Genomic DNA, 22,797 nt, shown 5'->3' on the forward strand with positions numbered 1-22,797 from the left:
GGGTGATCACTTGGCTTAATTAGGGAGTTAAGCTAAGACTTGGACGATCTCTTGGCTTAATTAGGGAGTTAAGCTAAGACTTGGACGATCTCTTGGCTTAAGTCAGTAGTTAAGCAAAGACTTGGATGAGTTCTCGTGTGTTTACTTCTCCTTTAACTCACATCTTTCCACATCCATATTCAACAACACTCTGCACCATACCCAATACACCTTCGCCCCCATAGGTCCATACTCAACAAACCTCCACACACAAAAACAAACCCTTACCCCCATATTCCTCATTCCACAAAAAAGCCTGATACAGCTATTGAACTGTACCAGGCCATCCCTACTATATTAAATAATAATATCAATAAAGAACCATATGATCATGACTACCATAATCAATGCTTTTGCTATTGAGCTTGTTAAGAATCCAAGTAATGATCCTACACTTGCATTTGTTGCAGCTGCGATATCACCTTTTTGAATAATTTCTGTTACAAATACTAATACAAATGGAACGATTATGATTCCAAATGGAGGAAATACGAAACAACCGATGATGACACCGACTGCTGCCATTGTTTCTCCTAATTTAGAACCTCCAAATTTCTTAACGAAATAACTATTCATAATAATATCTGACAAGATCATAAATATTGTAAATACAATCATTACTACCCAAAATATCCAAGACAATTTGCTTGAATCAATTGCAAAGTGATAAATGAAATACCCTACCCATATAAATAATACGGATGGAATAATAGGTTTAACTAATCCTATAAATGCAATTACAAACATTAAAATAATTAATATCCAACTTATTGCTGTCATTTTTATATCTCCTAACTTACTTTAGTTTCGTTATGTGTCGTATGTTCTACTGTGAATATAAGTAATACAAATGCTACTGCTATTGATAAACTTGAAACAAAGAATACATTGCCTAGTCCAACTATATCGCTCATAATACCACCTAATAAATTTCCACCTAACTGCCCGATGACCATTGCATTGGCAAACAATGTCGATGCGTATCCAGGAAATTCTGGTAAAATATCTTGAAAATAACTAATACCTAAGCCTAGTAAAATAGCTAAGAAGAATGCTAACGCTAGTTGTCCTATTAACATTGCTACGAAACTATCAAACACCCCGATGCTAAAGTAATAACCGAATCCAAAAATAGAACCAACCATTAATAATGTTTTTGTTTTGAACTTACTTGCAATAATACCAAGTATAATCATAAACGGCACTTCTAATCCCGCACATAAACTTGCTAAATATCCGACATGTGATTCATTATCTTTAAGATATTCTGTTACATATAATGGCATATTCAGCGTATACATCCACTGACCAACATGTAACAAAATGAATGCTAAGAATGGTATTAATAATGTCGGTTCTTTCATTAAGTTTGGTGCTTTCTTTTCTGTAAAATTACCGATAGCATTTTTAATAACTTTTTTCGGTTCTTTATAAAATATAATTAATAATACTAAAACTGTTAAAAATAGTGCCACCGTTCCACCAAACAATCCATCATATCCAAAGGTACTTAACAATACTGTACCAATTAAAGGACCAAATAAAAATCCTAATGAAAATGTAGAACGTAGAACTGTATTAGCAAATATACTTCTATCTTTATAAGCTGATTCATTAATTGATTCACGTGCTGAGGCATACATTTGAGGCATTGCTGGTGCAGCTAAACCTTGGAACATTGCGTAAAGTGCAATAAACACCCAAATTGTATGTATGTAGAAATAAATGGAGAAACATAATGCACCCATAATAAGAGCGGTAATGATAAGATATTTACGATTAATTTTGCCACTATCTGAAAATCTAGCAACAATAGAGTTCACTGTAAATGAAGCTCCTGCTGCAAGCGCCATTAACAACCCATATTGTCCTTTCGTCATGCCTAAATGTTGCGTCGCATACAACACTAGGAATGGAACAGTAATCGCAACTGCCATACCAAGTAAACCCATATTTGCTGTAAAGAGTTTATAATTTTTTATTTGAAATAATTTCAAAAACATGAATTCACAACTTCCTATATTTTATTATATGCTTGTACTTTAAAGCTTATCCTCTGCTACGTCAATGCTTTATTGCTATAATTCACATTAACCGGTAAAATCATTATTAAATATTGAAAAAAGGAGTCATTCTAGTGAATTACAAAGTAGATTATATATCAGTCGGAAAAATTGCTAACATCACATTTAGCGATCAAAAATCTAAAAAAACTGCCATTTTCAAAGAACCTTTTAAAGATAAAATGTACTTAACACATACAGGCTTTGTTGAAGACGAACAGCAATACAAAGGACACGGTGGACCTGAAAAAGCACTCTGTTTTTACAGCAAAGATAACTACGCATATTGGGATGACATTATTGATTTGTTACCAAAGTATGCAATTTTCGGAGAGAATATAACCGTTTCAGGTTTAACAGAAAAAGATTTAAACATTGGTGACACGTACGAACTTGGTGAAGCAATCATTCAAGTTTCATGTCCAAGACAACCTTGCGCTACAATCGCACAACGATATGGCATTAAAGATTTAGTTAAACGCATGGCTGATAGTTATAGAACAGGCTGTTACTTTAGAGTTTTAAAAGAAGGTTACGTTGCACAGAATGACAATATGAGATTAATTGAGCAAACTGAGCCTAAACTATCCATTTATGAATTGAATGAAACACGATTTAAAGATAGTAAAAATCTACAACGTATTGACAATATTTTAAACCACGAAGCGATTAATGATGAAACTCGTGAAATATTTACGAAGTTAAGAAAGCGTCTGTCATAGAAATCAATATAACGAAAGCAGAAAAGAAATCCATACAGATTTCTTTTCTGCTTTTTATTTTTTTCCTATCTCAAGTTGATTAATATAGTTCTTTAAGACTTCTATGAATGATTTCACTTGTGGTAATTGTAATACGTTATGTTCATAACATATATATGTAGATCTTGTCAGTGGTTTACGCATGACATTTAATTTCTTGATTTCAAATTTATTTGTATCGATATCACCTATAACGAGTTCAGGTAAGACTGTTACACCTACACCATTTAATAATAATGCTTTACATGTAGCGATTTGATCGACTTTAATCAGTGCATGGTATTCTTGTTGTAAGTAATCTGTATACCATTCTTCTATTTGTTTTAAGTAAATGGGTTCTGCTTGAAACTCGATCATTGGTAAAAGGTGTAGATCTTGTTTTCTATTTTTAGGATATATAAAGTAATGCTGCTCATTAAGTAGGAGATCATTTTGAACATTCATAACTTCGTTGCCTCTTACGACCATGATGTGAAAGTCATTCTGATATTGTTTAATGTGTTCACTTGAACCAATTTGTAATTGTATATCTACATTAGGATATAAGTGCGTGTATTCTCCTAATACTTGTGGGAGAATGGTCTGTCCAATTAATGAAGATACCCCTATTGAAATGCTACCATTTACTTCGCCTATTTTAGAACTGATTTTATCTAATAATAAACGTTCTTCTTTTAACATTTTTCGAGCGTGCTCAATTACAAGTGAACCTTCATTTGTTGTAATAAGTTGCTTCTTTGTTCTTATAAAAATATCTATACCGAAAAAGTTTTCAATTGTTTTTAACCTTTGACTTACTGCCGGCTGAGATATATATAGAATGTCTGCTGCCTTCCTTAATGTCTTTACGTCTTCTAATGTTACCAGTAACTTATAATCGTCTACTTTCAATTGACACACACTCCTTACTTTCATTATATTATAACACGATTTGCATACACGACCACGCCTACAACTTTAGACCGAAATATAAATTTTTTTATTTCATAAATTGAAAGTCGATTCATAATTCGTTATAGTTGAGCATGTACATTAAATAGGAAGGATCATATCATGCTTATTATAGAAATTATTAAATATGTTTTTCTTGGGTTACTTCAAGGTATAACTGAACCGATTCCGGTTTCTTCAAGTGGACATCTTGTGATGGCACAAGAATTTTTAGGTTTACATACGGACGGTCTAACGTTTGAAATTGTTGTAAATACTGCTTCATTAATTGCCGTGCTTATCTTATTTAGAAAAGATATTATCACGCTTATTGTTGATACACTTAAATATATTAAAGGTGACCGTACCGAATCTATTAAGAAAAATTTCCAACTTGCTATGTACTTAGTCATTGCAACGATTCCTGCAGGTGTTCTAGGTATTATCTTTAAAGATATTATTGGAGATACTAAAAGTGTGATTATGGTAGGTATCATGCTTATCGTCACTGGTATCGCATTGTGGTTTATTAAGAATAAACGTGGACAAAAGCTTGAAAAAGATTTGTCACTTAAAGATGCTATTATCGTAGGTTTATTTCAAGCAGTTGCCTTAATACCTGGACTAAGTCGAAGTGGTGCAACGATTGTTGGTGCATTAGGTGTAGGTATGAACCAAAAAACAGCATTTAAATTCTCATTCTTACTATATATCCCGGTAAGTTTAGGTACAGCTTTACTTGGTATTAAAGATATTGTTGAAACACCCCCCGATACATCATTGATGATTTCATATGTATTTGCATTTATTGCATCTCTTGTAGCAAGTTATTTCTCTCTAAAATGGTTACAAGGCATTATGGAACGTGGTCAATTAGGTATCTTTAGTAAATATTGTTTCATCGTAGGTCCATTAGCAATTATACTAGCGCTAATCTTCTTATAATAAAAAAACGAGGAATTCCAACTTTAAAGGGATTCCTCGTTTTTATATAGAAATATGCCATAACATTGTGGTTAAATCACTTCGCATTCATAATTTCGTGAAAACAATATCTGATTTTCTTTTCAATTCCTTTGAAATCCGTCTCTAATTTAAACATAATTTCATGAGCTGTAACATATGCCTTATGGAATTGGGCTTTGGATATTTTCTTCTCTTTAAGCATTCTTTCTAAATCATCTTCATCAACAAGTTCATATTCACCCGACTTCGGTATCACTAAAACATCAAGACATAAATCTAATGTTCTAGCATTTCCAAGTTGTGTGATATTCCTCAAATTCACATCAAAATAGTATTGTACTGGTTTATTTTGTTTATCGTACATTACAGTAATACTATACGGCTTCTTTTCAGGTAAGATTTGCATCCACTTATATCCATTATCCGCAACTGTAATTTCCCTGCCGACCACATTTACTTGTAAGGGCTCTTTTACTTGTACCATTGTTACTAATCCTACAAGCCCTTGAAAATGATTGGTGTCCAATACAACTTCTTTATATTCGCGATTAAGGAGACGTCGCCAATGACGTTTGTCAATATACTTAACTTTCATAAGTTACCAACTCCTTTTTTACATTATATAAAAAACCATGTCTAATTCAAAGCATTCAATATAGAATTTCATAAATTAAATTACTATTCTAAAAAAACACTACAAGAAACAGTGCTGTTTCTTGTAGTGTTTAAACAATTAAACATTAATATATAATTTAAAAATACAAAATGAATTTATATTTTTATATCTAGGAGTCGTTACTATTCTTTTGATAAATAATGAGATTTACCTTTTAAGAATAAACTTAAAATTAAAGCAATCACACTGAATAAAGTTGCAATCCAGAATGCATCGTTAATACCTTGAACTGTAGCCAGTTTGTTGAAGAATGTAAATAGTGCAGTTGTACCTGCTTCTTCTCCGCCAACAGATTCTGATAAAGCTTTAATTTGTTCTTGTATCATTGGATTTGTTGAATCCATATTATCTGACATATTTGCCAAATGTGTTGTCGTATTTTGAGTCATAACTGTAACAAGAATGGCTGTACCGATTGACCCTGCTAATTGTCTTACAGTATTACTAATTGCATTACCATGCGGAATTAATCGTTGTGGTAATGAATTCATTCCTGCTGTCATAATTGGCATCATGATGAAACTCATACCAAATGAACGGACAATATAAATAACAAGTATTGTTGTATATGGTGTATCCATATTTAACTGTGTCAATTCCCAAGTAGCAAATGTCATAATTGTTAAACCAATTAAAGCGAGTGGTTTAATACCAAATGAATCTAACATTTTACCAGCTATAGGACCCATGAAGCCCATTATAAGTGAACCCGGTAATAGTAATAACCCTGAATCTAGTGGTGTGAAACCACGTAAGTTCTGTAGGTAGATTGGTAATAAAATCATACCACCGAATAAACTCATTGTTACGATAACGTTAATGATTGTAGTCAATGTAAAGCCTGAATATTTTAATGCTGACATATCAAGCATTGGATTTTTCATTCTGACTTCACGAATAACAAATAATGCTGTAAAGATTACACCGATAATCAATGATAATGAAACTGTTAAAGAAGTCCATCCATCGTTACCCGCTTCACTAAATCCATAAAGCAATAATCCAAATCCTAAAGTACTAAAGATAATACCTTGAACGTCTGGTTTTGGATTAGATGTTTTTTGATAGATTCTAAACCAGAAGAAACTAATAAATATTGCCACTAAACCAATCGCAAACATACCATAGAACATGATGTTCCAATGATAATTTTGGACAATCCAACCTGATAATGTTGGTCCAATTGCTGGCGCTAGAATAAACGCAATACCTAAAGTACCCATTGCCGCACCACGTTTTTCTGGTGGGAATATTGTCATAAATACATTTGAACCTAATGGCATTAACACACCTGCACCAACTGCTTGGATAACACGGCCTGTCATCATCATTGGGAAGTTAAATGATAGCGCACATATAATTGATCCAATCGTAAACAGCGTCATTGCTATAAGAAATAGTCTTCTGTATGAATATTTACTTATTAGAAATGCACTGATTGGTATTAGAATACCATTCACTAACATAAATCCTGTCATTAACCACTGTCCTGTAGACGCTGAAATACTAAACTCATTGTTAATAACCGGTAAAGCAACATTTAATAATGTTTGGTTTAAAATAGCTATAAACATACCAAACATCATCGCAACTAAAATTTTGTTTCTTGAAATACCTTTGCCATATACGAAATTGACATGATGTTTTTTAATTTGTTCATTAATTGGTTCGTCTTCGTTTAATTCCATACCACGATCAGATAATTCAGTATGCTCATGTGATTCATCTGAATCTTTATCCTGACCTTCAGAAGACATATTGTTAGAAGTCGTTTCATTCATCTCTGAATCAGATGACTTACGTTCAGCTTCCATTTTCTCAATATTTGAACGTACTATTTGATGATCAACATCATCATCTTTTGATTTCAATTGTGTTTCTTTATTCTCTGTTGTTTCATCAGTTACTTGCTTAGAAACTGATTTACTTTTTTTGCGTTTTAAAACAAATGCATTAATTCCAATCCATAATAGGATTGCTACAATTATATAAGCCACCGTAAAGGTTGATGTCATAATACACCCTCCTTAATTCTTGTGGATTCGAACTTCAACATTCATTCCTGGAACAACATTTGTTGATGGCTTAGAATCAAATGTGATTTTCACTGGAACAACTTGTGTCACCTTTGTATAGTTTCCATTACTATTTGATGAAGGCATCAATGAGAAACTTGATGCAGTTGCTAATCCAACTTGAGACACTTTACCTTTAACACTAGCTTCTTGTCCGTCGATATACACGTCAACAGCTTGTCCTTTTTCAACATCTTCTACATCTGTATCGTCAATGTTTGCTGTTACATATAAATCATCAAAGTTATATGCATATGCAATTGGTGATCCAGCTTGAACTAAACTGTTTTCTGTTGCAGAAGTTTTTACGATTGTACTTTTAGATGGTGCTTTAATGTCCATTTCTTGAGACTGTCCATCTTCACCTTTACCAGCTACTTCTCCGATTTTGTCGCCTTTGTCATAAGTTTTACCTTCTTTAGCGTCGAAGCTTGTTAAGTTACCTGATACTGGGCTAGCAATTTTGATTTGCTCACCGTCAACTTTTGCATTTTCTGTTTTTACATAATCTGTTGCTTCACTATAATAATGGAATCCTACTAGACCGATAGCCACTAAAATTACTATAGTGATAACATTTACAAGCACTATTTTTTTCATTACTTTATTTCCTCCAAATTTCAATGATTTATTCATTATACGGCTCTAGAATGATGATTTAAACCAACAAATTAAATAAGTTTGTCGGGTTAAGATGACGGAAAAATCAGATAATTATTCATAATATCTACATATTTAAATGGTATATGAATGTATCTTTGAACGGCTTTTTGTTAAAATATTAGGTATGTATTTATTCGAGGTGACCTATGAAAAAACATGCGAGACAACTAATCATAAGTAATATGGTTTACTTATTAGAACATTATCATTTTGATGAAATCACAATAAAAATGTTATGTGCAGAATGTGGTATCAATCGTTCAACATTTTACGCACATTTTAAAGATAAATATGAAACGTATGAAGAAATTAAACAGTTTCATATGACGAACTATGAAACATTAATGGATAATATAGAGCGATCTATTCTTGAAACCCCTGATAAAAGAAGAAAGTATGTTAAACAGTACTTTACGAATGTCTTTTACTACATATCAAGACATCAGAGATTTTTCACAAGCGTCTTCGTTGTCCATCCAGAAAAAGAACTCATCATCAGTTTTATCAAACTTATTAAATTAAGATTTGAAAAATTGATTACACAAATAGGTACACTTCAAGACGTCAATTTCTTCCTAGACTATACAGTCGGTGGTCAAATCGCTACCATTTATAGTTGGCTAAAAAACGGCTGTGTAGAGAAACCAGAAAAAATGGCAGATATTATGTATCGGAACATTATTAAGATTAATAGATAATGATGCAATCTCTCTGTCTTCGTGCGTTATACCCTGCTCTTCCTACTTATCAAAAAAGACATTCACCTTAACGATGAATGTCTTTTTTATATACTGTTAAAAGCTTGATAAACCTGTACTTTCTTGAATTCTATATAATACTTTTTTCCAAAGTGCTTCGTCTTTGAATTCATCGTATTGTGCAGTCATATCGTGTTCACTATTATTCCAAGATTGTTTAAAGTTATTGGATAATTTTTTAAAGGCTGCATCATTTTGTTTACCTTTAATGATGATATCTGATTCTAAATTATAATCTCCAATGTTTCTTCTTGTTAAATTGGATGACCCTAATATCATTGTGGCACGATTGTTTTCATTTTGCTCAAACAACATATATTTAGAGTGATATTGTTCGCCATTTGATCGAGCCCATCGTACTTTAATGCTTCCTTTTGAGCGATTGATTAATTCACTTGCAACCGGCTTATTTGGTACGCCTGGCTTTTCTTTACCAAATGCTTCTTTATTAATATCAAGTATCAATTTGATATCTATATTTCTTTTAGAAGCTTTAATCAACTCATCAATCACATCTCTGTCTGAAAGATAAAACATACCTATTGAAATATGGTCTTTAGATTGTGCTTTTTTAATATTTTGAATGACTTGATTTTTAATTTTACCTTCAGTTGCTAATTGCACACTATACTTCGCGTTATCATTCCAGCTATTGTTTTTAATTTTGAAATCACTTGGTGAGTATCGACCACCACTCATATTCGCAACTGCAATTTCTGATTTAATAATTGCATTTTGAATTGGACCTGATACTCTAACTCCAACATTTTGATGATAACCACTTGGATCATGTGGATTACTAGATAAGATCATGCCATGTTTTTCTGTAACTAAAGTCTTTCTATGATTTGCTTTCATATTTAAAATATTTAAATAACCTCTAATCGTAACGTCTGGTGCTTCAGGGCTTAATGGATTACTTAACTTACCATTTTCACTATTACCAAACCATTGGAAAAATGTTCGATACATACCTGAATAAATCAGGTTAGAATCTCTTAATTCATTAAGATTTGTATAATAGACGTCTATATTATTGGCTTTTAAATTCTTAATATTATCAGGCGTGTATGAACCGTAGAATGAATTAATCGGATCTGTGATCACAATAATTCTCATATCTGGGTTTTCTTTTTTCTTATCAATTAAAGATTGCGTAAGACGTTTAGATATTTTTGGATAAGTCTTATCTCCCGTTTGATAATGATTAAATAAGAACATATCCATAATAATAAAATCATCCGCTTCTTTAATCGTCTCATTTACTTTATCAAATATTTCTTGATTGTATTGCATCTTATTCCCGTTTTTATAAGTGACATCTGTTAATAGTTCCACATGGTCTGTCATCGTTTCTGAGCTCAATTTTGAAACGCCATGTGGTAAAGGTTTAAACACATGATAAATACTCATAGCTATCACAATTCCAATAATCAATAAAAGGAATCCATAAATATATTTCTTTTTATTTTTACGCTTTGACTTATCATTTTTCTTTTTTCTTTTTACAGACTGACTTTTCTTTTTGATATTTTTCTTTTTATTAGCCATGTGTTTAATCCCCTCCTTTTTATTTATTATATCAAAACTAAATTGACATCGATGTATTACTTTGGTATTTTTAATTAATATTGAATTTTTCAGAATTTTTAGAGTATATATACAGGAGTGAAGTAAATTGACAGAACAATTAAGACCTTTCCGTGCCGACCATGTAGGTAGTTTACTAAGAACTGAGCCTTTAAAGAAAGCTCGTCAACAATTTTCAGAAGGTACGATTACACAAGAAGATTTTACGAAAGTAGAAGATCAAGAAATTAATAAAATTATTGAAAAACAATTAGAAGTCGGATTAAAAAGTATTACAGACGGTGAATTCAGACGTTCATATTGGCATTTTGATTTCTTAGAAAATTTAACAGGCGTAGAAGATTATGAACCAGAAATTGGTTTAACATTTAACGGCGTAGAAACTAAAAAACATGACGTAAGAGTTGTAGGAAAAGTCCAATACAACCCAGATCATCCTCACTTCGCTCATTTTGATTATTTACATAAGCAAGTAAACGGAAGAGCTGTTAGTAAAGTATCTATACCAAGTCCAAATCAGTTATTCCATCCAAACATATTAAACCATGACATCTACCCAGATATTTATGATTACGCGAAAGATGTTTCAGAAGCGTATCGCCAATCAATCCTTAAATTCTATGAATTAGGTTGTCGCTATTTACAAATTGATGATGTATATTGGGCTGGATTAGCAGCAACAAAACAATTAATTAAAAATAGAGAGCGTTCTGAAGAAGAAAAAGCAGAAGCTATCAAACTAGCAGCAAAAGTTGTCAATGATGCATTAGCTGATTTACCAGAAGATTTATTGATTACAACTCATATTTGCCGTGGTAACTATCAATCATCATGGGCAATTACAGGTGGTTATGAACCAATTGCGAAAGAACTATTCACTGAAAAGCTACAAGGCTTCTTCTTAGAATATGATGACAATCGTTCAGGAGACTTTGAACCATTAAGACACTTTGATAGAAACGATGCATATATTGTATTAGGTTTATTCACATCAAAAACTGGTGAACTTGAAGACAAACAAAATATTCTTGATCGTTTAAACGAAGCAACAAAATACGTTTCGAAAGATCAATTATGCTTAAGCCCTCAATGTGGTTTCGCTTCGACAGAAGAAGGAAACATCTTATCTGAAGATGATCAATGGCGTAAATTATCTTATGTTATCGAAACTGCTAAAGAAGTATACGGAGAACTATAATTCCACAAAGAAATCCCAATCCGACACATTCGGATTGGGAATTTTTTATATTAAGCTTTAAATTGTTTCGAAAGCGTATTTTTCAATTACTTCTTGATGCTGTGGATACTGTTCAATCAATTGAGCCTGTGTAAACAGTTCGAATTTTTCAAACTGGAATCCTGGTGCGCACATACAACCTACAAGTGCATAGTCATTGTCACCTTCAACAGTTGAAGCAAATATAACGCCTTTTGGTACGAGCGCTTGTAATACATCTCCCTCTTCAATATTTGGGCCGACTTTCACTTTTTCATAATGACCATCCGGATAAATCATATGCACAGTCAATGTTTGTCCTGCATGATAATACCATACCTCATCAGATTCTATTCTATGAAAATGCGAAATATTATTTTTTTCTAATAGAAAATAAATACTTGTATATAACGCATTGCCATCATTTAAAGCATGTTCTGATTTAATCGTTTCATGATAGAAACCACCTTCAGGATGTGGTATTAAATTGAGCACGTTTATCCATTTCTCTTTATTCATCTAAACACTCCATTACAAGTCAACATTGTGGAATACTTGTTGTACGTCTTCTAAATCCTCAATTGCATCGACTAATTTTTCAAACGTTTGTAAATCTTCTTCTGATAATGTTACTTCTGATTGAGCTAACATTGAAAGTTCAGCAACATCAAAATCTTCTACGCCATTTGCTTTAAGCACATTTTGAACTTGTGCAAATTGATCTGGTTCTGCGTATACAATTGTTAAATCTTCTTCTTCGATAACATCTCTCACATCTAAATCTTCTTCTAATAATAGTTCGAAAACTTCATCAGCAGATTTCCCTTTAAATGCGAATACAGCAGTATGATTGAACATGTATGCAACTGAGCCTGATACACCCATATTACCACCATTTTTACCGAACGCTGCACGTACATCACTTGCTGTACGGTTTACGTTATTTGTTAATGCATCAACAATTAGCATTGAACCACTTGGACCGAAACCTTCATATCTTAACTCATCAAAGTTTTCTTCTGATCCGCCTTTAGCTTTTTCAATTGCTCTATCTATAATATGTTTAGGAACAGAATAAGTTTTAGCTTTTTCTAATACAAATTTAAGATTTTGGTTTGATTCTGGATCAGGTTCACCTGATTTAGCAGCTACATATATTTCTCTACCAAATTTAGCATAGATTCTACTTGTATTTTTGTCTTTTTGGGCTTTTTTATCCTTAATATTATTCCATTTACGTCCCATATTTCCATCTCTCTTTCAAGTGAGTTATTTAACATACCTATTATACAATAATGATTACATCTGGCAAAGTTTACAAATCAAAAAATGTCTGAGACACGATAATTGCCTCAGACTTGTTATGTTTAATCTTTTAAAATACTTGCGAGTCTTAAAATGTGCATGATGATGTTGAGTAAATTAATAAACAAATTAAAGCCCATCTCTCTTGGAGAGAAGTTCCCTAATTTCATACGGTTAAAATCATACACAGTATAAAGTAGAAACAGTCCAATACCTATTACAGATAATACTGTATGGAAAATAGGATTATGGATGAATATACCTAATAAACTTGCGAAGATTAATGCGATTAATGTTACAAATAAATATTTTCCTAAACCTGACGCGTCATCAATCATAAAGTAACCGAGTATACCAAAAGCAGCAAACGCGCCAATTGCTAATGCAATATTGCCATAAAAGGCTTGTGTACCTAATGCGCCTAAATAATACATAAAGGCCGTATATGAAATTACACCGATAAAGAATGCATATATATTTGAAATTAGGCCGCCAAATTTTCTAGACGATTTTACAAATAACGAAATCATAATGAGTACAAATAACCCAATTGTAATTGGTAAGTGTAATGCAGGTGGTACGAATTGACCTACATATGTGCCAACTCCAAAGATTATCCAATAATATAAGAAGTATAGCCATGTTTTTCTAATGGCGGAACCATGAGTATCTGTTTGTTGATAAGATGCATATTGGTTATCATAATTCATCTTTAATCATTCCTTTTTATAACGTAATACCAACATTTTACATGCTATTTCTCTATATATCAAACGTCATGTCTTCGATAAATTGTAACATTCATCATACATACATAAATTACCATATTCCATATAGAAGCGTTCACAACGGTTTTAGCGAACTTCAATCAATGTAAAAAAGCAAAAAATAATTATTGTGTTTTTATTACAAAGTGATTACATCTCGTACATACAATATTATTTTTGTTACCATTACGTGTATAGAAGAAGGTTCATTTTAGTATTCTGTTTTTATATATACCTAAGGAGGATAAGCCTTTGAAAAAATTTGCATTCGCAGTAACAGCTGTTTCTGGTGTTGCAGCTATAGCAGCTCATAACGACGCCGAAGCTTCAACTCAACATACTGTAAAAAATGGTGAATCTTTATGGATGATTGCAGACCAATACGGTGTATCTGTAAATCAACTGAAATCAAGTAACAATATTTCAGGAAATATGATTTTCCCAGGACAAGTCATTACTGTAAACGGTAGTAGTTCAACAGGAGGAAGCGGTTCACAAGAAACGTCAGCATCTTCAGGCTCTACTTACACAGTTAAAAGCGGTGACTCATTAGCAGTAATCGCACAACAAAACGGTGTTACAGTTGACCAATTAATGAAATCAAATAATTTACAAGGTTATATTATCTATCCTGGTCAAACTTTAAAAATTGCTGGTGGAAGCGGTAGTGACACTTCAACTGCTCCTTCAAATAACACACAACCTACTCAAACAGGTGGCAATCAATCATTCAATGACCAAAACTTATATGACTGGGGTCAATGTACATATTATGTATTTGATCGCAGAACACAAGCTGGTAGTTCAATCAGCACATACTGGGGAGATGCTAAATATTGGGCAGGCGCAGCACAAGCTGACGGTTTCCGAGTAGACGGCACACCTGAAGTAGGTTCAATTATGCAATCTACAGCAGGACAATATGGTCACGTATCATATGTAGAATCTATTAACGCAGACGGAAGTCTATTAATTTCAGAAATGAACTATAATACGCCTCCAGGAGTTAAAGATTACAGAACAATCCCAGCATCACAAGTATATAACTATTCATATATTCATTAATAAAAAAACCAGTTCAGAAGATGAACTGGTTTTTTCTATGCAGAAAACTAGATTGTGGTTGTTAGAGTTCGCTAACTATCATTATTCTGAATTGTGGTAATTAGAATCCGCTAACTTCCATTATTCGGAATTGTGGTAGTTAGATGAGCACTCATTTAGAGACATTTCTCAGAATTCTGTCTCTAACAACGCCTCTTACGGACATTTCTCGGAATTCTGTCCCTAACGACACCTCTTACGGACATTTCTCGGAATTCTGTCCCTAACAACGCCTCTTACGGACATTTCTCGGAATTCTGTCCCTAACGATACCTCTTACGGACATTTCTCAGAATTCTGTCTCTAACAACGCCTCTTACGGACATTTCTCGGAATTCTGTCCCTAACGACACCTCTTACGGACATTTCTCAGAATTCTGTCCCTAACGACACCTCTTACGGACATTTCTCGGAATTCTGTCCCTAACTCAGAACAACTCCCCACAAAAAATTCACCTATCAATTAATTACGCCTATCCTTCTCAGTTTTTCCATACAAAAAACATCCAAACTTAACGAGTTGGATGTTTTGATGATTTATTATACGAATAAAGCACAAATATGATAAATAATGAAAGAAAGGATAATTGATACTGGTAAAGTTATAATCCAAGTAATAATCATTCTTTGTGCTGTTGTCCATTTAACACCTTTAACACGTTGTGACGAACCTACACCTAAAATAGATGAAGATACGACGTGTGTAGTTGATACAGGTAAGTGAATGAATGTAGCACCAAAAATAACGAATGCTGATGATAAATCAGCTGCTACACCGTTAGCTGGACGGATTTTCATAATGTTTCCACCAACTGTTTTGATAATTTTCCACCCACCTACTGCAGTTCCAAGACCCATTGCAGTAGCACAACTTATTTTAACCCATAATTCAATATCTGTTGTAGATTGCATATTAGCTGAAATAAGTGCCATTGTAATGATACCCATTGCTTTCTGAGCATCATTTGTACCGTGTGAGAATGCTTGTAAAGCTGCTGTACCAATTTGGATAAATCTAAAATTTCTATTAGTTCTTGTTAAATTATTATTTTTAAATACGACTTTGAAAATAGAATATACAATAAAACCAACTATAAACGCTAAAATTGGTGATGCAATTAAAGCTAATATAATTTTTGAAAATCCTTGGTAATGTAATATTCCAAATCCTGCAGAAGCAATAGCTGCACCTGCAATTGACCCTATTAATGCATGTGAAGATGAACTTGGAATCCCGAAATACCAAGTAATAAGGTTCCATGCTATAGCAGAAATCAATGCTGCTAAAATAACGATTGAACCATTTTCTAATTTAAACGGATCGACAATATCTTTAGCAATTGTTTGTGCTACACCAGTTGCCATTAATGCCCCAACAAAGTTCATAACCGCTGCTAAAATAATTGCATGTCGTGGTTTAAGTGCTTTTGTAGATACTGCTGTAGCGATTGCATTGGCTGTATCATGGAAACCATTAATAAAGTCAAAAAGTAACGCACACACAACAATAGCTACGGTAATAATGAGTAAACTATCCATTTTTTAAAACTCCTTAGCTATTTTTCATAATAATTTGTTCTAATTTGTTTGCTACTAATTGACATTTATCTGCTACATCTTCAAGAGATTCATAAATATCTTTAATTTTTATTAATGTTACTGGATCTGTTTCACTATTGAAAATATATTTAATAGATTGTCTTAAAATACCATCACAATTCGTTTCATATTCTTTAATATTGATAGAATGTACACGAATGTGTGAGAATTTCTTCTCAGCTACTAAAGTCACGGCTATTTCAATTTCTTTAATTGCTGCTTGTATATTTTTCACGAATTCTGCCATGTATTCATCTGAATAACTGATAGAGTACATTTCAAACATTGCTGAAGTTTCTTCCATTTCATCTAATACATCATCTAATGCATCACATAATTCTAAAATATCTTCTCTTTCAATAGGTGTAATGAAAGTTTGATTTAAATCAGTAATCATTTGGTGCATAAGATCATCACCATTAGACTCATAGGCTTTAATTTTATCTGAATAAGCTTTTAAGTCGAAATCTGAATCAAAATCCATTTCTCCAAATTCAACTGATGCGCGACTTAAATTCTCAGCTATAGCTTCTAACTGAATACCAAACTTATCCTTTTTCTTATTAAACATTAGTAATCCTCCCAAAATTTACATCATAATTTATGTAATTACTCTTTCATTGTACTCTTTCAAAATGAATTCGACCACAGTTTATTAATTTATTTTTGAAAATTTAACTTGTCTGTAAACTTTACGTAAACACAAAGTTCACATTGGTACTTTATAACACAAAAAAAGGCTAATGACAAGCACTAGCCTTTATTTTAAATATTTAATTTTTAAAGTACTCTTTGAATCACGCGTTTAGAGTGGATATATGCTAAGAAGGCAAACAGAATATAAATTAATGAATAAAGTGACATCACAATAAGCACTGGTGTATAGAACGATTGTCCCATAAAGAACCAAGCTGATTTAGCCGCGAAATATCCATGACATAATCCAATGATTAATGGTAACGCAAAGTTAAAGCCAATTTTTAGTGCGATACCTTTAGACATATCTTTAGATGTATAACCTAACTTTCTTAAGATAATATAGTTTGATGTTTCATCTTCTGTTTCGTCAATTTGTTTAATGTAAATGATACATCCTGTAGAAAGTAAGAATGCAATACCTAAGAAACCAAGAATGAATAGCATAACACCGAGGCCACTTTTAGAATCATTGTAAATCTCGTAATAAGACATTAAAGAATCCGTTTCACTTTTCACCTTACTAAAGATTTTTTCTGCTTTCTTAACATCTTTATCATTTGTTAAGTTCACACCATATTGCTGATTCAAATCATCATTTTTAGGTTCATGCTTTTTCATTTGATCAAATGTGTGATCTGATACAACATAAACAGGTGCATTATAAGTTATTATTGTAGCCAAATACGATTCTTTGCTAATAGATTTCATTTTAAGATGATGTGTTTGATTGTCCATTTTGTAAGACATTTTTCCTTCATCATTAACAGTAATGACTTTATCAAGAATATCACTGTATCCTACGATTGCTACTTCATCATCTTTCAATTTTAAATCTTTAAATTCAGATGCTTTAGCAACTGTTGAAGGTGAATCAGGAGCTTTACCAGTTGTTTCATCAGCATTCTTCAGCACTTTTCTATCATCAATGATATAACGCGTGACGCCATAATTACGCTCTTTATATTGGATATGTTCAGCATCTAAGGCTTTTTTAAATTGTTGATTAGCATCTTTATTTACAAAAATATAATCGTCTGGTGCCGAACTTCGAGCTGTTTCTTCGGCATTGTAATATTGTACGTAACTTAACGCTAGTAGACCAACTGACATAGCTGACACAATTGCGATAATTGTAAGTGATAAAGCATTTGTTTTCATTTTGTGCATAATAGATGAAGTTGAAACAACATCTGTTACGCTCAACATACCTTTTTTATATTTACGAATAGTATTAAATATCAGTGAAATTGAACATCTGAAGAGCAAGTATGCACCCACTATTGTTAAGAATAAAATTGTAAGCATCCTTATATATAATGTTGTCATCCCAGCACTACTGAGATTATCGAACATGACACTTGATAAATAGTAACCACTTATAATCATTACGATACCAATTGCACCAAAAATTAATTCATATAGTTTAATTTTCTTAATTTTAGTATCTGTAGCATTATATTCATGCATAAGTGCTAAAATTGTTTTTCTCTTAATAAATATTGCATTTTGAAAAGCGATAATGATATAAATCGCGATCATAAGTACAATAGTTTGAATGAATGCTTCTATGCTAAAATTCAAATGCGCTTCTTGTTGGATGCCGATGATTTTATATAAAATCATCAATAATATTTTAGATGAGAAAAATCCTAAAATAGATCCAATCACAGCTGTTAATGTGAATAATACAAAGTTTTCTAAAGCAAATATTTTAAAGACTTCACGCTTAGTCATACCAATTAATTGGTACAACCCAATTTCTCTAGATCTTCTCTTTATAAAGAGTTTGTTGGCATAAAGTAGAAATATAACGATGATAATTGTCAGTATTGTTACACCTACTTTAATAGCAGCGCCAACTCTTATACCAGATTGAACACTATTTAAATCTTCAGAGTATCTTAACGTAACAAATCCGAAAAAGAGCATGACACTCATTGTTATTGAAAAGACATACATACTATAATGTCGAATGTTGCGTCTTAAATTCTTAATAACAATTTGATTAAAGCTCATTTACAACACCACCTAACACACTTTGTGTTTTGATGATTTCTTTGTAAAATGTCTCTCTATCATCGTCTCCTTTATAAAGTTCAGAGTAGATTTTACCATCTTTTAAAAATATGACTCTATTTGAATAACTTGCTGCTGATGAATCATGTGTAACCATTACAATTGTTGATTGTGTTGTCTGATTCATTTGATTTAATTTGTTCAGTAAATCTGATGCAGATTTAGAATCTAATGCACCTGTAGGCTCATCAGCAAATATAATTGATGGCTGTGCTATAAAAGCCCTTGCTGCTGAAGTTCTCTGCTTTTGACCACCAGAGATTTCACTAGGATATTTATTTTGTATATCTAAAATACCTAAAGCTTTACTAATTTCTTCAAATCTAATTTGAGCTTCTTTTTTAGAAACTTTTTGAATCGTTAATGGTAACATAATATTTTCTTGCACGGTAAGCGTATTAAGCAAATTATATTCTTGGAATATAAATCCGAGCTCTTTTTTTCTGAAATTAGACATTTGTCTATTATTCATGTTTTGTAGTTGATGACCATTTATTTCAATTTGCCCTGTTGTCGCATAATCAATGGAACTTAATACATTTAAAAGTGTCGTTTTTCCTGAACCAGATGGGCCCATAATACTAATGAATTCACCTTTTTCAACAGTCATATCTATTTGCTTCAACACTTCTTGTTGATTTTTTTTAGAACCATAAACTTTAACGAGTTGTTCAGTTTTTAATATACTCATATTCAAAACTCCTTTGAAATTTGTTTATGATTCCATAATATAGCCTTTTTTACGATTCTTCCTTTGATTCATCGTACATTTTTAAGTTTGATGTGACATTATTGTCACTTGCCTGTTCTATTGTTGTTAAATCATTTGGTTGAGGAAAAATAAGCAATACAGTCGTACCTTCTCCATGAGTAGATTTAACATTGACTTTAATACTTAATCCTTCAGTAATCTCTTTAACTAAATAAAGACCCATTCCTGTGGCTGTTGACTCACGTCTATTAGTCGTCGAAGTAAAGCCCCTTTCAAAAATACGTGGTAAATCTCTCGCTTTAATACCTCGCCCAAAATCTTGAATTTTCAAGTATGTTTGACCATGCTGCTCATAAGTTGAAATGATAATATCTTTATTCTCAGTATATTTCAGAGCATTACTTATCAGCTGTCTAATGACAGTACGACACCATTTTTCATCTGTATATACTTTTTCATCTTCAATTTGAATGTCATACCCTATGCCTTTTGCCATGCTGATATTACGTGCATGTTGAATTTCTTTAATAACCATCTCTTTTAAATCATAATGACCAAAATAAAAATCATTACTTTTAGAGCTTAAACGTCTAATATAAAGTTGCTGATCCAGTAAGTAGTCGATTCTGCTCCACTCATATAATAAATTCTTTTTTAGAGCTTGTTCTTCGATTTGATCTAATAATAATTTCATTGCCGTGATGGGCGTTTTGACTTCATGTATCCAATCTAATAAATCATTTTTAGTCGCTTGTATTTCTTTATTTTGATTGTGAATAGTACGTCTCGTACGCTCATCATAAAGTTGAATATAATCAAAAACAATCTTTTCATATGTTGATTGATTCAATTCTTTATGTTCAATTTCTTTAATCGGCATATCATTTTTTAATGCGCTATAAAATCTTGTTTCTCGCGTGTAAATCAACCATATAAACACGATAAAAATAATCAAATTTATACCAATTAAGTATAAAGCGCTTTTAAAAGAAAAGGCTACATCTAACCAACTCGTCAACAGTATGGTAGCTTGCATAATTATAAACAGTAATATCCAAATCCATCTTTCTTTCAGAAACGACTTGATCATTTTATCCCTCCGGCTCGTGCGCTATATAGCCTTTACCTACTTTAGTTTCAATTAAATCATTGAATCCAATTTCAGTAAGTTTCTTTCTTAATCGATTAACATTAACGGTTAATGTATTGTCACTCACAAATTGTTCATCATCCCATAAAGCAGTGATAATCTTATCTCTACTCACGATTTCATTTTTATGATTCAACAGAATTTCTAAAATAAACATTTCATTTTTAGTTAACGAAATTTCAATGTTATTCTTTTCAATAATATGTTTACCGTAATCCACTCGCGCTTTATGCCATAATTTGATTCTAGGCTCATCTTTATTATATTGATAAACTCTTCTATAAATTGCTTGTAGTTTAGCAACTAACACTTCCGTGTGAAATGGTTTCTGTATAAAGTCATCAGCACCCAGTTCCATACTCATGACTTGGTCCATCGGGTGATCCCTTGAAGATAAGAATACAATCGGTATGTTAGACTGTTTTCTTATCGCACGACACCAATAGAACCCATCATATTGAGGTAACTGTATATCTATAATGACCATGTCTGGTTGCAATATTTTATATTCTTCAAACACGGCACCAAAATCATTTATGCCATGTACTGACCAATCCCATTTTTCTAGTTGTTGCTTCATAGCATTAAATAAAGTTTCATCATCTTCAATTATTAGTAATTCCATACTATCCCTCTACTTTGTATATTTTTTAACTTCTCCTGCTATACTGCGTAGTTGAAAATCTTTAATTCTACAATCAACTTCGAATCCCTTCATCGTTACATTATGAATAGGTGCTTGTGATAAATAATATATACTCCACGGTAATCTTGGTACGTAATTAAATAAATGAACTATAAATTCATTTTTTAACTTTAACTTTCTAAATTCTAACATGCCATTATCTTCATACAAATCTACAGTAAGTGAACCGCCAATAACTTTGAACTGTATAATATCTTCATCAATATTTGGATGTACTCTTTTTAATTTTAATAATGGTTTACTGCGATGTTGAAAATAAACATAATAAATATCTCCAATTAATTCTGTTCTTACTAACGTTCCACTAGTCTCTTGTAACCACTGGAAATAGTATTTCACAACATCCTCTAAATCCCATTTATATGGAATAGGCATTCTATCAACGCTTCTAACGTCATCAATTTTAGACTTCTGTAATTCTATCGATACAGCTGGTCGCTTAATAGATTGTTCTGTCACTTGAACTTCAATACCGGTTGAACTTAATATTTCCATCGTTTCTATATCAAAAGGCGAACCTTTAATGTATATAATTTTTTTAACATTATTTACTTTACATGCTTTCGCCATATTATGACTCGCAATGATGTTTAAATTACGGGCAGTACTTTGTGTTAACTTTGCTGATTTCTTGTTTGGATCTAAATAATAAATTGCAATATCTATATTTTTCAATGCTTCAATCATATCTTTAAGTACAAAAATATCACATTTTCTCCAAGTAACTTCATCATCTATCATCATATCTGATTCATACTTTGTAATCGTATAAAGATTTCCGATATCTTTTAACGTACTGATTAAATGCTTGCCTATATACCCTGATCCACCTGAGATGAGTACATTCGCTTTCATTTTAAGCACTCCTTTATATTCGGACTTTACATATGTGTTATACTGTTTATAAATTATTGTTTAATTAACATAAATATACCACTGTTT

At 32.1% G+C, this 22,797-nt stretch carries 22 protein-coding genes; 5 read left to right on the top strand and 17 right to left on the bottom strand.

Translation table 11 applies throughout. The features are described from left to right. Positions 1–336 precede the first annotated feature (336 nt). Both CD035_RS08530 and CD035_RS08535 read right to left on the bottom strand, forming a co-directional pair. Complete coding sequence (locus CD035_RS08530; RefSeq protein WP_048541239.1) at positions 337–819, bottom strand: DUF456 domain-containing protein; 483 nt, start codon at positions 817–819, stop codon at positions 337–339. A gap of 11 nt (positions 820–830) precedes the next feature. After that, positions 831–2,042, bottom strand: coding sequence for a sugar efflux transporter (locus tag CD035_RS08535; protein WP_048541241.1), 1,212 nt, complete (start codon positions 2,040–2,042; stop codon positions 831–833). Positions 2,043–2,176: 134 nt separating this feature from the next. On the opposite strand from CD035_RS08535, the gene CD035_RS08540 reads away from it, so the two are divergent. Further along, positions 2,177–2,824: an MOSC domain-containing protein gene (locus tag CD035_RS08540; RefSeq protein WP_048541243.1), complete on the top strand. Its 648-nt coding sequence runs from the start codon at positions 2,177–2,179 to the stop codon at positions 2,822–2,824. Between the two features lie 54 nt (positions 2,825–2,878). Here CD035_RS08540 and CD035_RS08545 read toward each other — a convergent pair whose 3' ends face one another. Continuing rightward, entirely contained in the window at positions 2,879–3,754 is an 876-nt protein-coding gene (locus CD035_RS08545) for a LysR family transcriptional regulator (protein ID WP_048541244.1), read from the bottom strand. Positions 3,755–3,916: 162 nt separating this feature from the next. Between CD035_RS08545 and CD035_RS08550 the strand changes: the two genes are divergently transcribed. Further along, the gene (locus CD035_RS08550; RefSeq protein ID WP_048541246.1) at positions 3,917–4,738 is read left to right on the top strand and encodes an undecaprenyl-diphosphate phosphatase; all 822 of its coding nucleotides are present in this window, start codon (positions 3,917–3,919) and stop codon (positions 4,736–4,738) included. A gap of 76 nt (positions 4,739–4,814) precedes the next feature. On the opposite strand, the gene CD035_RS08555 is transcribed toward CD035_RS08550, so the two are convergent. The 3 genes from CD035_RS08555 to CD035_RS08565 all read right to left on the bottom strand — a co-directional run bounded on the left by CD035_RS08555 (position 4,815) and on the right by CD035_RS08565 (position 8,110). Further along, a complete protein-coding gene (locus CD035_RS08555; protein ID WP_048541247.1) occupies positions 4,815–5,354 on the bottom strand; it encodes a ribonuclease FAU-1 family protein in 540 nt (179 codons plus the stop codon). A gap of 203 nt (positions 5,355–5,557) precedes the next feature. Then, positions 5,558–7,450 carry a DHA2 family efflux MFS transporter permease subunit gene (locus tag CD035_RS08560; protein WP_048541248.1) on the bottom strand — a complete coding sequence of 631 codons (1,893 nt, stop codon included), beginning with the start codon at positions 7,448–7,450 and terminating at the stop codon, positions 5,558–5,560. 12 nt (positions 7,451–7,462) lie between these two features. Further along, on the bottom strand, positions 7,463–8,110 hold the full coding sequence (locus CD035_RS08565; protein WP_025907364.1) for an HlyD family secretion protein: 648 nt from the start codon (positions 8,108–8,110) through the stop codon (positions 7,463–7,465). Positions 8,111–8,319: 209 nt separating this feature from the next. On the opposite strand from CD035_RS08565, the gene CD035_RS08570 reads away from it, so the two are divergent. Then, positions 8,320–8,871: a TetR/AcrR family transcriptional regulator gene (locus CD035_RS08570; RefSeq protein ID WP_048541250.1), complete on the top strand. Its 552-nt coding sequence runs from the start codon at positions 8,320–8,322 to the stop codon at positions 8,869–8,871. A gap of 96 nt (positions 8,872–8,967) precedes the next feature. Here the strand turns inward: CD035_RS08570 and CD035_RS08575 are convergent, their stop codons facing one another. Continuing rightward, positions 8,968–10,482, bottom strand: a complete 1,515-nt coding sequence (locus tag CD035_RS08575) for a phospholipase D-like domain-containing protein (protein ID WP_048541251.1) — start codon at positions 10,480–10,482, stop codon at positions 8,968–8,970. Positions 10,483–10,609: 127 nt separating this feature from the next. On the opposite strand from CD035_RS08575, the gene CD035_RS08580 reads away from it, so the two are divergent. Next, a complete protein-coding gene (locus CD035_RS08580; RefSeq protein ID WP_048541252.1) occupies positions 10,610–11,719 on the top strand; it encodes a 5-methyltetrahydropteroyltriglutamate--homocysteine S-methyltransferase in 1,110 nt (369 codons plus the stop codon). 57 nt (positions 11,720–11,776) lie between these two features. On the opposite strand, the gene CD035_RS08585 is transcribed toward CD035_RS08580, so the two are convergent. The 3 genes from CD035_RS08585 to CD035_RS08595 all read right to left on the bottom strand — a co-directional run bounded on the left by CD035_RS08585 (position 11,777) and on the right by CD035_RS08595 (position 13,752). Further along, entirely contained in the window at positions 11,777–12,256 is a 480-nt protein-coding gene (locus CD035_RS08585; protein ID WP_048541254.1) for a cupin domain-containing protein, read from the bottom strand. A 12-nt stretch (positions 12,257–12,268) separates the two neighbouring features. Further along, on the bottom strand, positions 12,269–12,982 hold the full coding sequence (locus CD035_RS08590; protein ID WP_048541255.1) for a YebC/PmpR family DNA-binding transcriptional regulator: 714 nt from the start codon (positions 12,980–12,982) through the stop codon (positions 12,269–12,271). A gap of 122 nt (positions 12,983–13,104) precedes the next feature. Then, positions 13,105–13,752, bottom strand: coding sequence for a Bax inhibitor-1/YccA family protein (locus CD035_RS08595; protein ID WP_048541258.1), 648 nt, complete (start codon positions 13,750–13,752; stop codon positions 13,105–13,107). Positions 13,753–14,061: 309 nt separating this feature from the next. Here CD035_RS08595 and CD035_RS08600 point away from each other — a divergent pair, with 309 nt between their 5' ends. Beyond that, positions 14,062–14,874 (top strand): LysM peptidoglycan-binding domain-containing protein, encoded by an 813-nt coding sequence (locus tag CD035_RS08600; protein ID WP_048541260.1) that lies wholly within the window; start codon positions 14,062–14,064, stop codon positions 14,872–14,874. Positions 14,875–15,453: 579 nt separating this feature from the next. Here CD035_RS08600 and CD035_RS08605 read toward each other — a convergent pair. The 7 genes from CD035_RS08605 to CD035_RS08635 all read right to left on the bottom strand — a co-directional run bounded on the left by CD035_RS08605 (position 15,454) and on the right by CD035_RS08635 (position 22,710). Continuing rightward, complete coding sequence (locus CD035_RS08605) at positions 15,454–16,452, bottom strand: inorganic phosphate transporter (RefSeq protein ID WP_048541261.1); 999 nt, start codon at positions 16,450–16,452, stop codon at positions 15,454–15,456. Positions 16,453–16,465: 13 nt separating this feature from the next. Then, positions 16,466–17,083: a DUF47 domain-containing protein gene (locus CD035_RS08610; protein ID WP_037590003.1), complete on the bottom strand. Its 618-nt coding sequence runs from the start codon at positions 17,081–17,083 to the stop codon at positions 16,466–16,468. Between the two features lie 209 nt (positions 17,084–17,292). After that, on the bottom strand, positions 17,293–19,227 hold the full coding sequence (locus CD035_RS08615) for an FtsX-like permease family protein (RefSeq protein WP_048541262.1): 1,935 nt from the start codon (positions 19,225–19,227) through the stop codon (positions 17,293–17,295). Then, complete coding sequence (locus CD035_RS08620) at positions 19,217–19,978, bottom strand: ABC transporter ATP-binding protein (protein ID WP_048541263.1); 762 nt, start codon at positions 19,976–19,978, stop codon at positions 19,217–19,219. The genes CD035_RS08615 and CD035_RS08620 overlap by 11 nt, the downstream gene beginning before the upstream one ends. Before the next feature lie 49 nt (positions 19,979–20,027). Then, positions 20,028–21,089: a sensor histidine kinase gene (locus CD035_RS08625; RefSeq protein WP_048541265.1), complete on the bottom strand. Its 1,062-nt coding sequence runs from the start codon at positions 21,087–21,089 to the stop codon at positions 20,028–20,030. Position 21,090: 1 nt separating this feature from the next. After that, entirely contained in the window at positions 21,091–21,774 is a 684-nt protein-coding gene (locus CD035_RS08630) for a response regulator transcription factor (RefSeq protein ID WP_048541267.1), read from the bottom strand. Positions 21,775–21,783: 9 nt separating this feature from the next. Beyond that, positions 21,784–22,710 carry an NAD-dependent epimerase/dehydratase family protein gene (locus CD035_RS08635; RefSeq protein ID WP_048541268.1) on the bottom strand — a complete coding sequence of 309 codons (927 nt, stop codon included), beginning with the start codon at positions 22,708–22,710 and terminating at the stop codon, positions 21,784–21,786. Positions 22,711–22,797 lie beyond the last annotated feature (87 nt).

Source organism: Mammaliicoccus sciuri (genome assembly GCF_002901825.1).
GTDB classification, from domain to species: domain Bacteria; phylum Bacillota; class Bacilli; order Staphylococcales; family Staphylococcaceae; genus Mammaliicoccus; species Mammaliicoccus sciuri.

Bases quoted from the DNA above. Each gene is read 5' to 3' on its own strand.
- CD035_RS08535 (WP_048541241.1), bottom strand. From the start codon at position 2,042: ATGTTTTTGAAATTATTTCAAATAAAAAATTATAAACTCTTTACAGCA.
- CD035_RS08590 (WP_048541255.1), bottom strand. From the start codon at position 12,982: ATGGGACGTAAATGGAATAATATTAAGGATAAAAAAGCCCAAAAAGAC.
- CD035_RS08550 (WP_048541246.1), top strand. From the start codon at position 3,917: ATGCTTATTATAGAAATTATTAAATATGTTTTTCTTGGGTTACTTCAA.
- CD035_RS08570 (WP_048541250.1), top strand. From the start codon at position 8,320: ATGAAAAAACATGCGAGACAACTAATCATAAGTAATATGGTTTACTTA.
- CD035_RS08635 (WP_048541268.1), bottom strand. From the start codon at position 22,710: ATGAAAGCGAATGTACTCATCTCAGGTGGATCAGGGTATATAGGCAAG.
- CD035_RS08565 (WP_025907364.1), bottom strand. From the start codon at position 8,110: ATGAAAAAAATAGTGCTTGTAAATGTTATCACTATAGTAATTTTAGTG.
- CD035_RS08585 (WP_048541254.1), bottom strand. From the start codon at position 12,256: ATGAATAAAGAGAAATGGATAAACGTGCTCAATTTAATACCACATCCT.
- CD035_RS08625 (WP_048541265.1), bottom strand. From the start codon at position 21,089: ATGATCAAGTCGTTTCTGAAAGAAAGATGGATTTGGATATTACTGTTT.
- CD035_RS08620 (WP_048541263.1), bottom strand. From the start codon at position 19,978: ATGAGTATATTAAAAACTGAACAACTCGTTAAAGTTTATGGTTCTAAA.
- CD035_RS08530 (WP_048541239.1), bottom strand. From the start codon at position 819: ATGACAGCAATAAGTTGGATATTAATTATTTTAATGTTTGTAATTGCA.
- CD035_RS08610 (WP_037590003.1), bottom strand. From the start codon at position 17,083: ATGTTTAATAAGAAAAAGGATAAGTTTGGTATTCAGTTAGAAGCTATA.
- CD035_RS08605 (WP_048541261.1), bottom strand. From the start codon at position 16,452: ATGGATAGTTTACTCATTATTACCGTAGCTATTGTTGTGTGTGCGTTA.
- CD035_RS08595 (WP_048541258.1), bottom strand. From the start codon at position 13,752: ATGAATTATGATAACCAATATGCATCTTATCAACAAACAGATACTCAT.
- CD035_RS08555 (WP_048541247.1), bottom strand. From the start codon at position 5,354: ATGAAAGTTAAGTATATTGACAAACGTCATTGGCGACGTCTCCTTAAT.
- CD035_RS08630 (WP_048541267.1), bottom strand. From the start codon at position 21,774: ATGGAATTACTAATAATTGAAGATGATGAAACTTTATTTAATGCTATG.
- CD035_RS08575 (WP_048541251.1), bottom strand. From the start codon at position 10,482: ATGGCTAATAAAAAGAAAAATATCAAAAAGAAAAGTCAGTCTGTAAAA.
- CD035_RS08560 (WP_048541248.1), bottom strand. From the start codon at position 7,450: ATGACATCAACCTTTACGGTGGCTTATATAATTGTAGCAATCCTATTA.
- CD035_RS08615 (WP_048541262.1), bottom strand. From the start codon at position 19,227: ATGAGCTTTAATCAAATTGTTATTAAGAATTTAAGACGCAACATTCGA.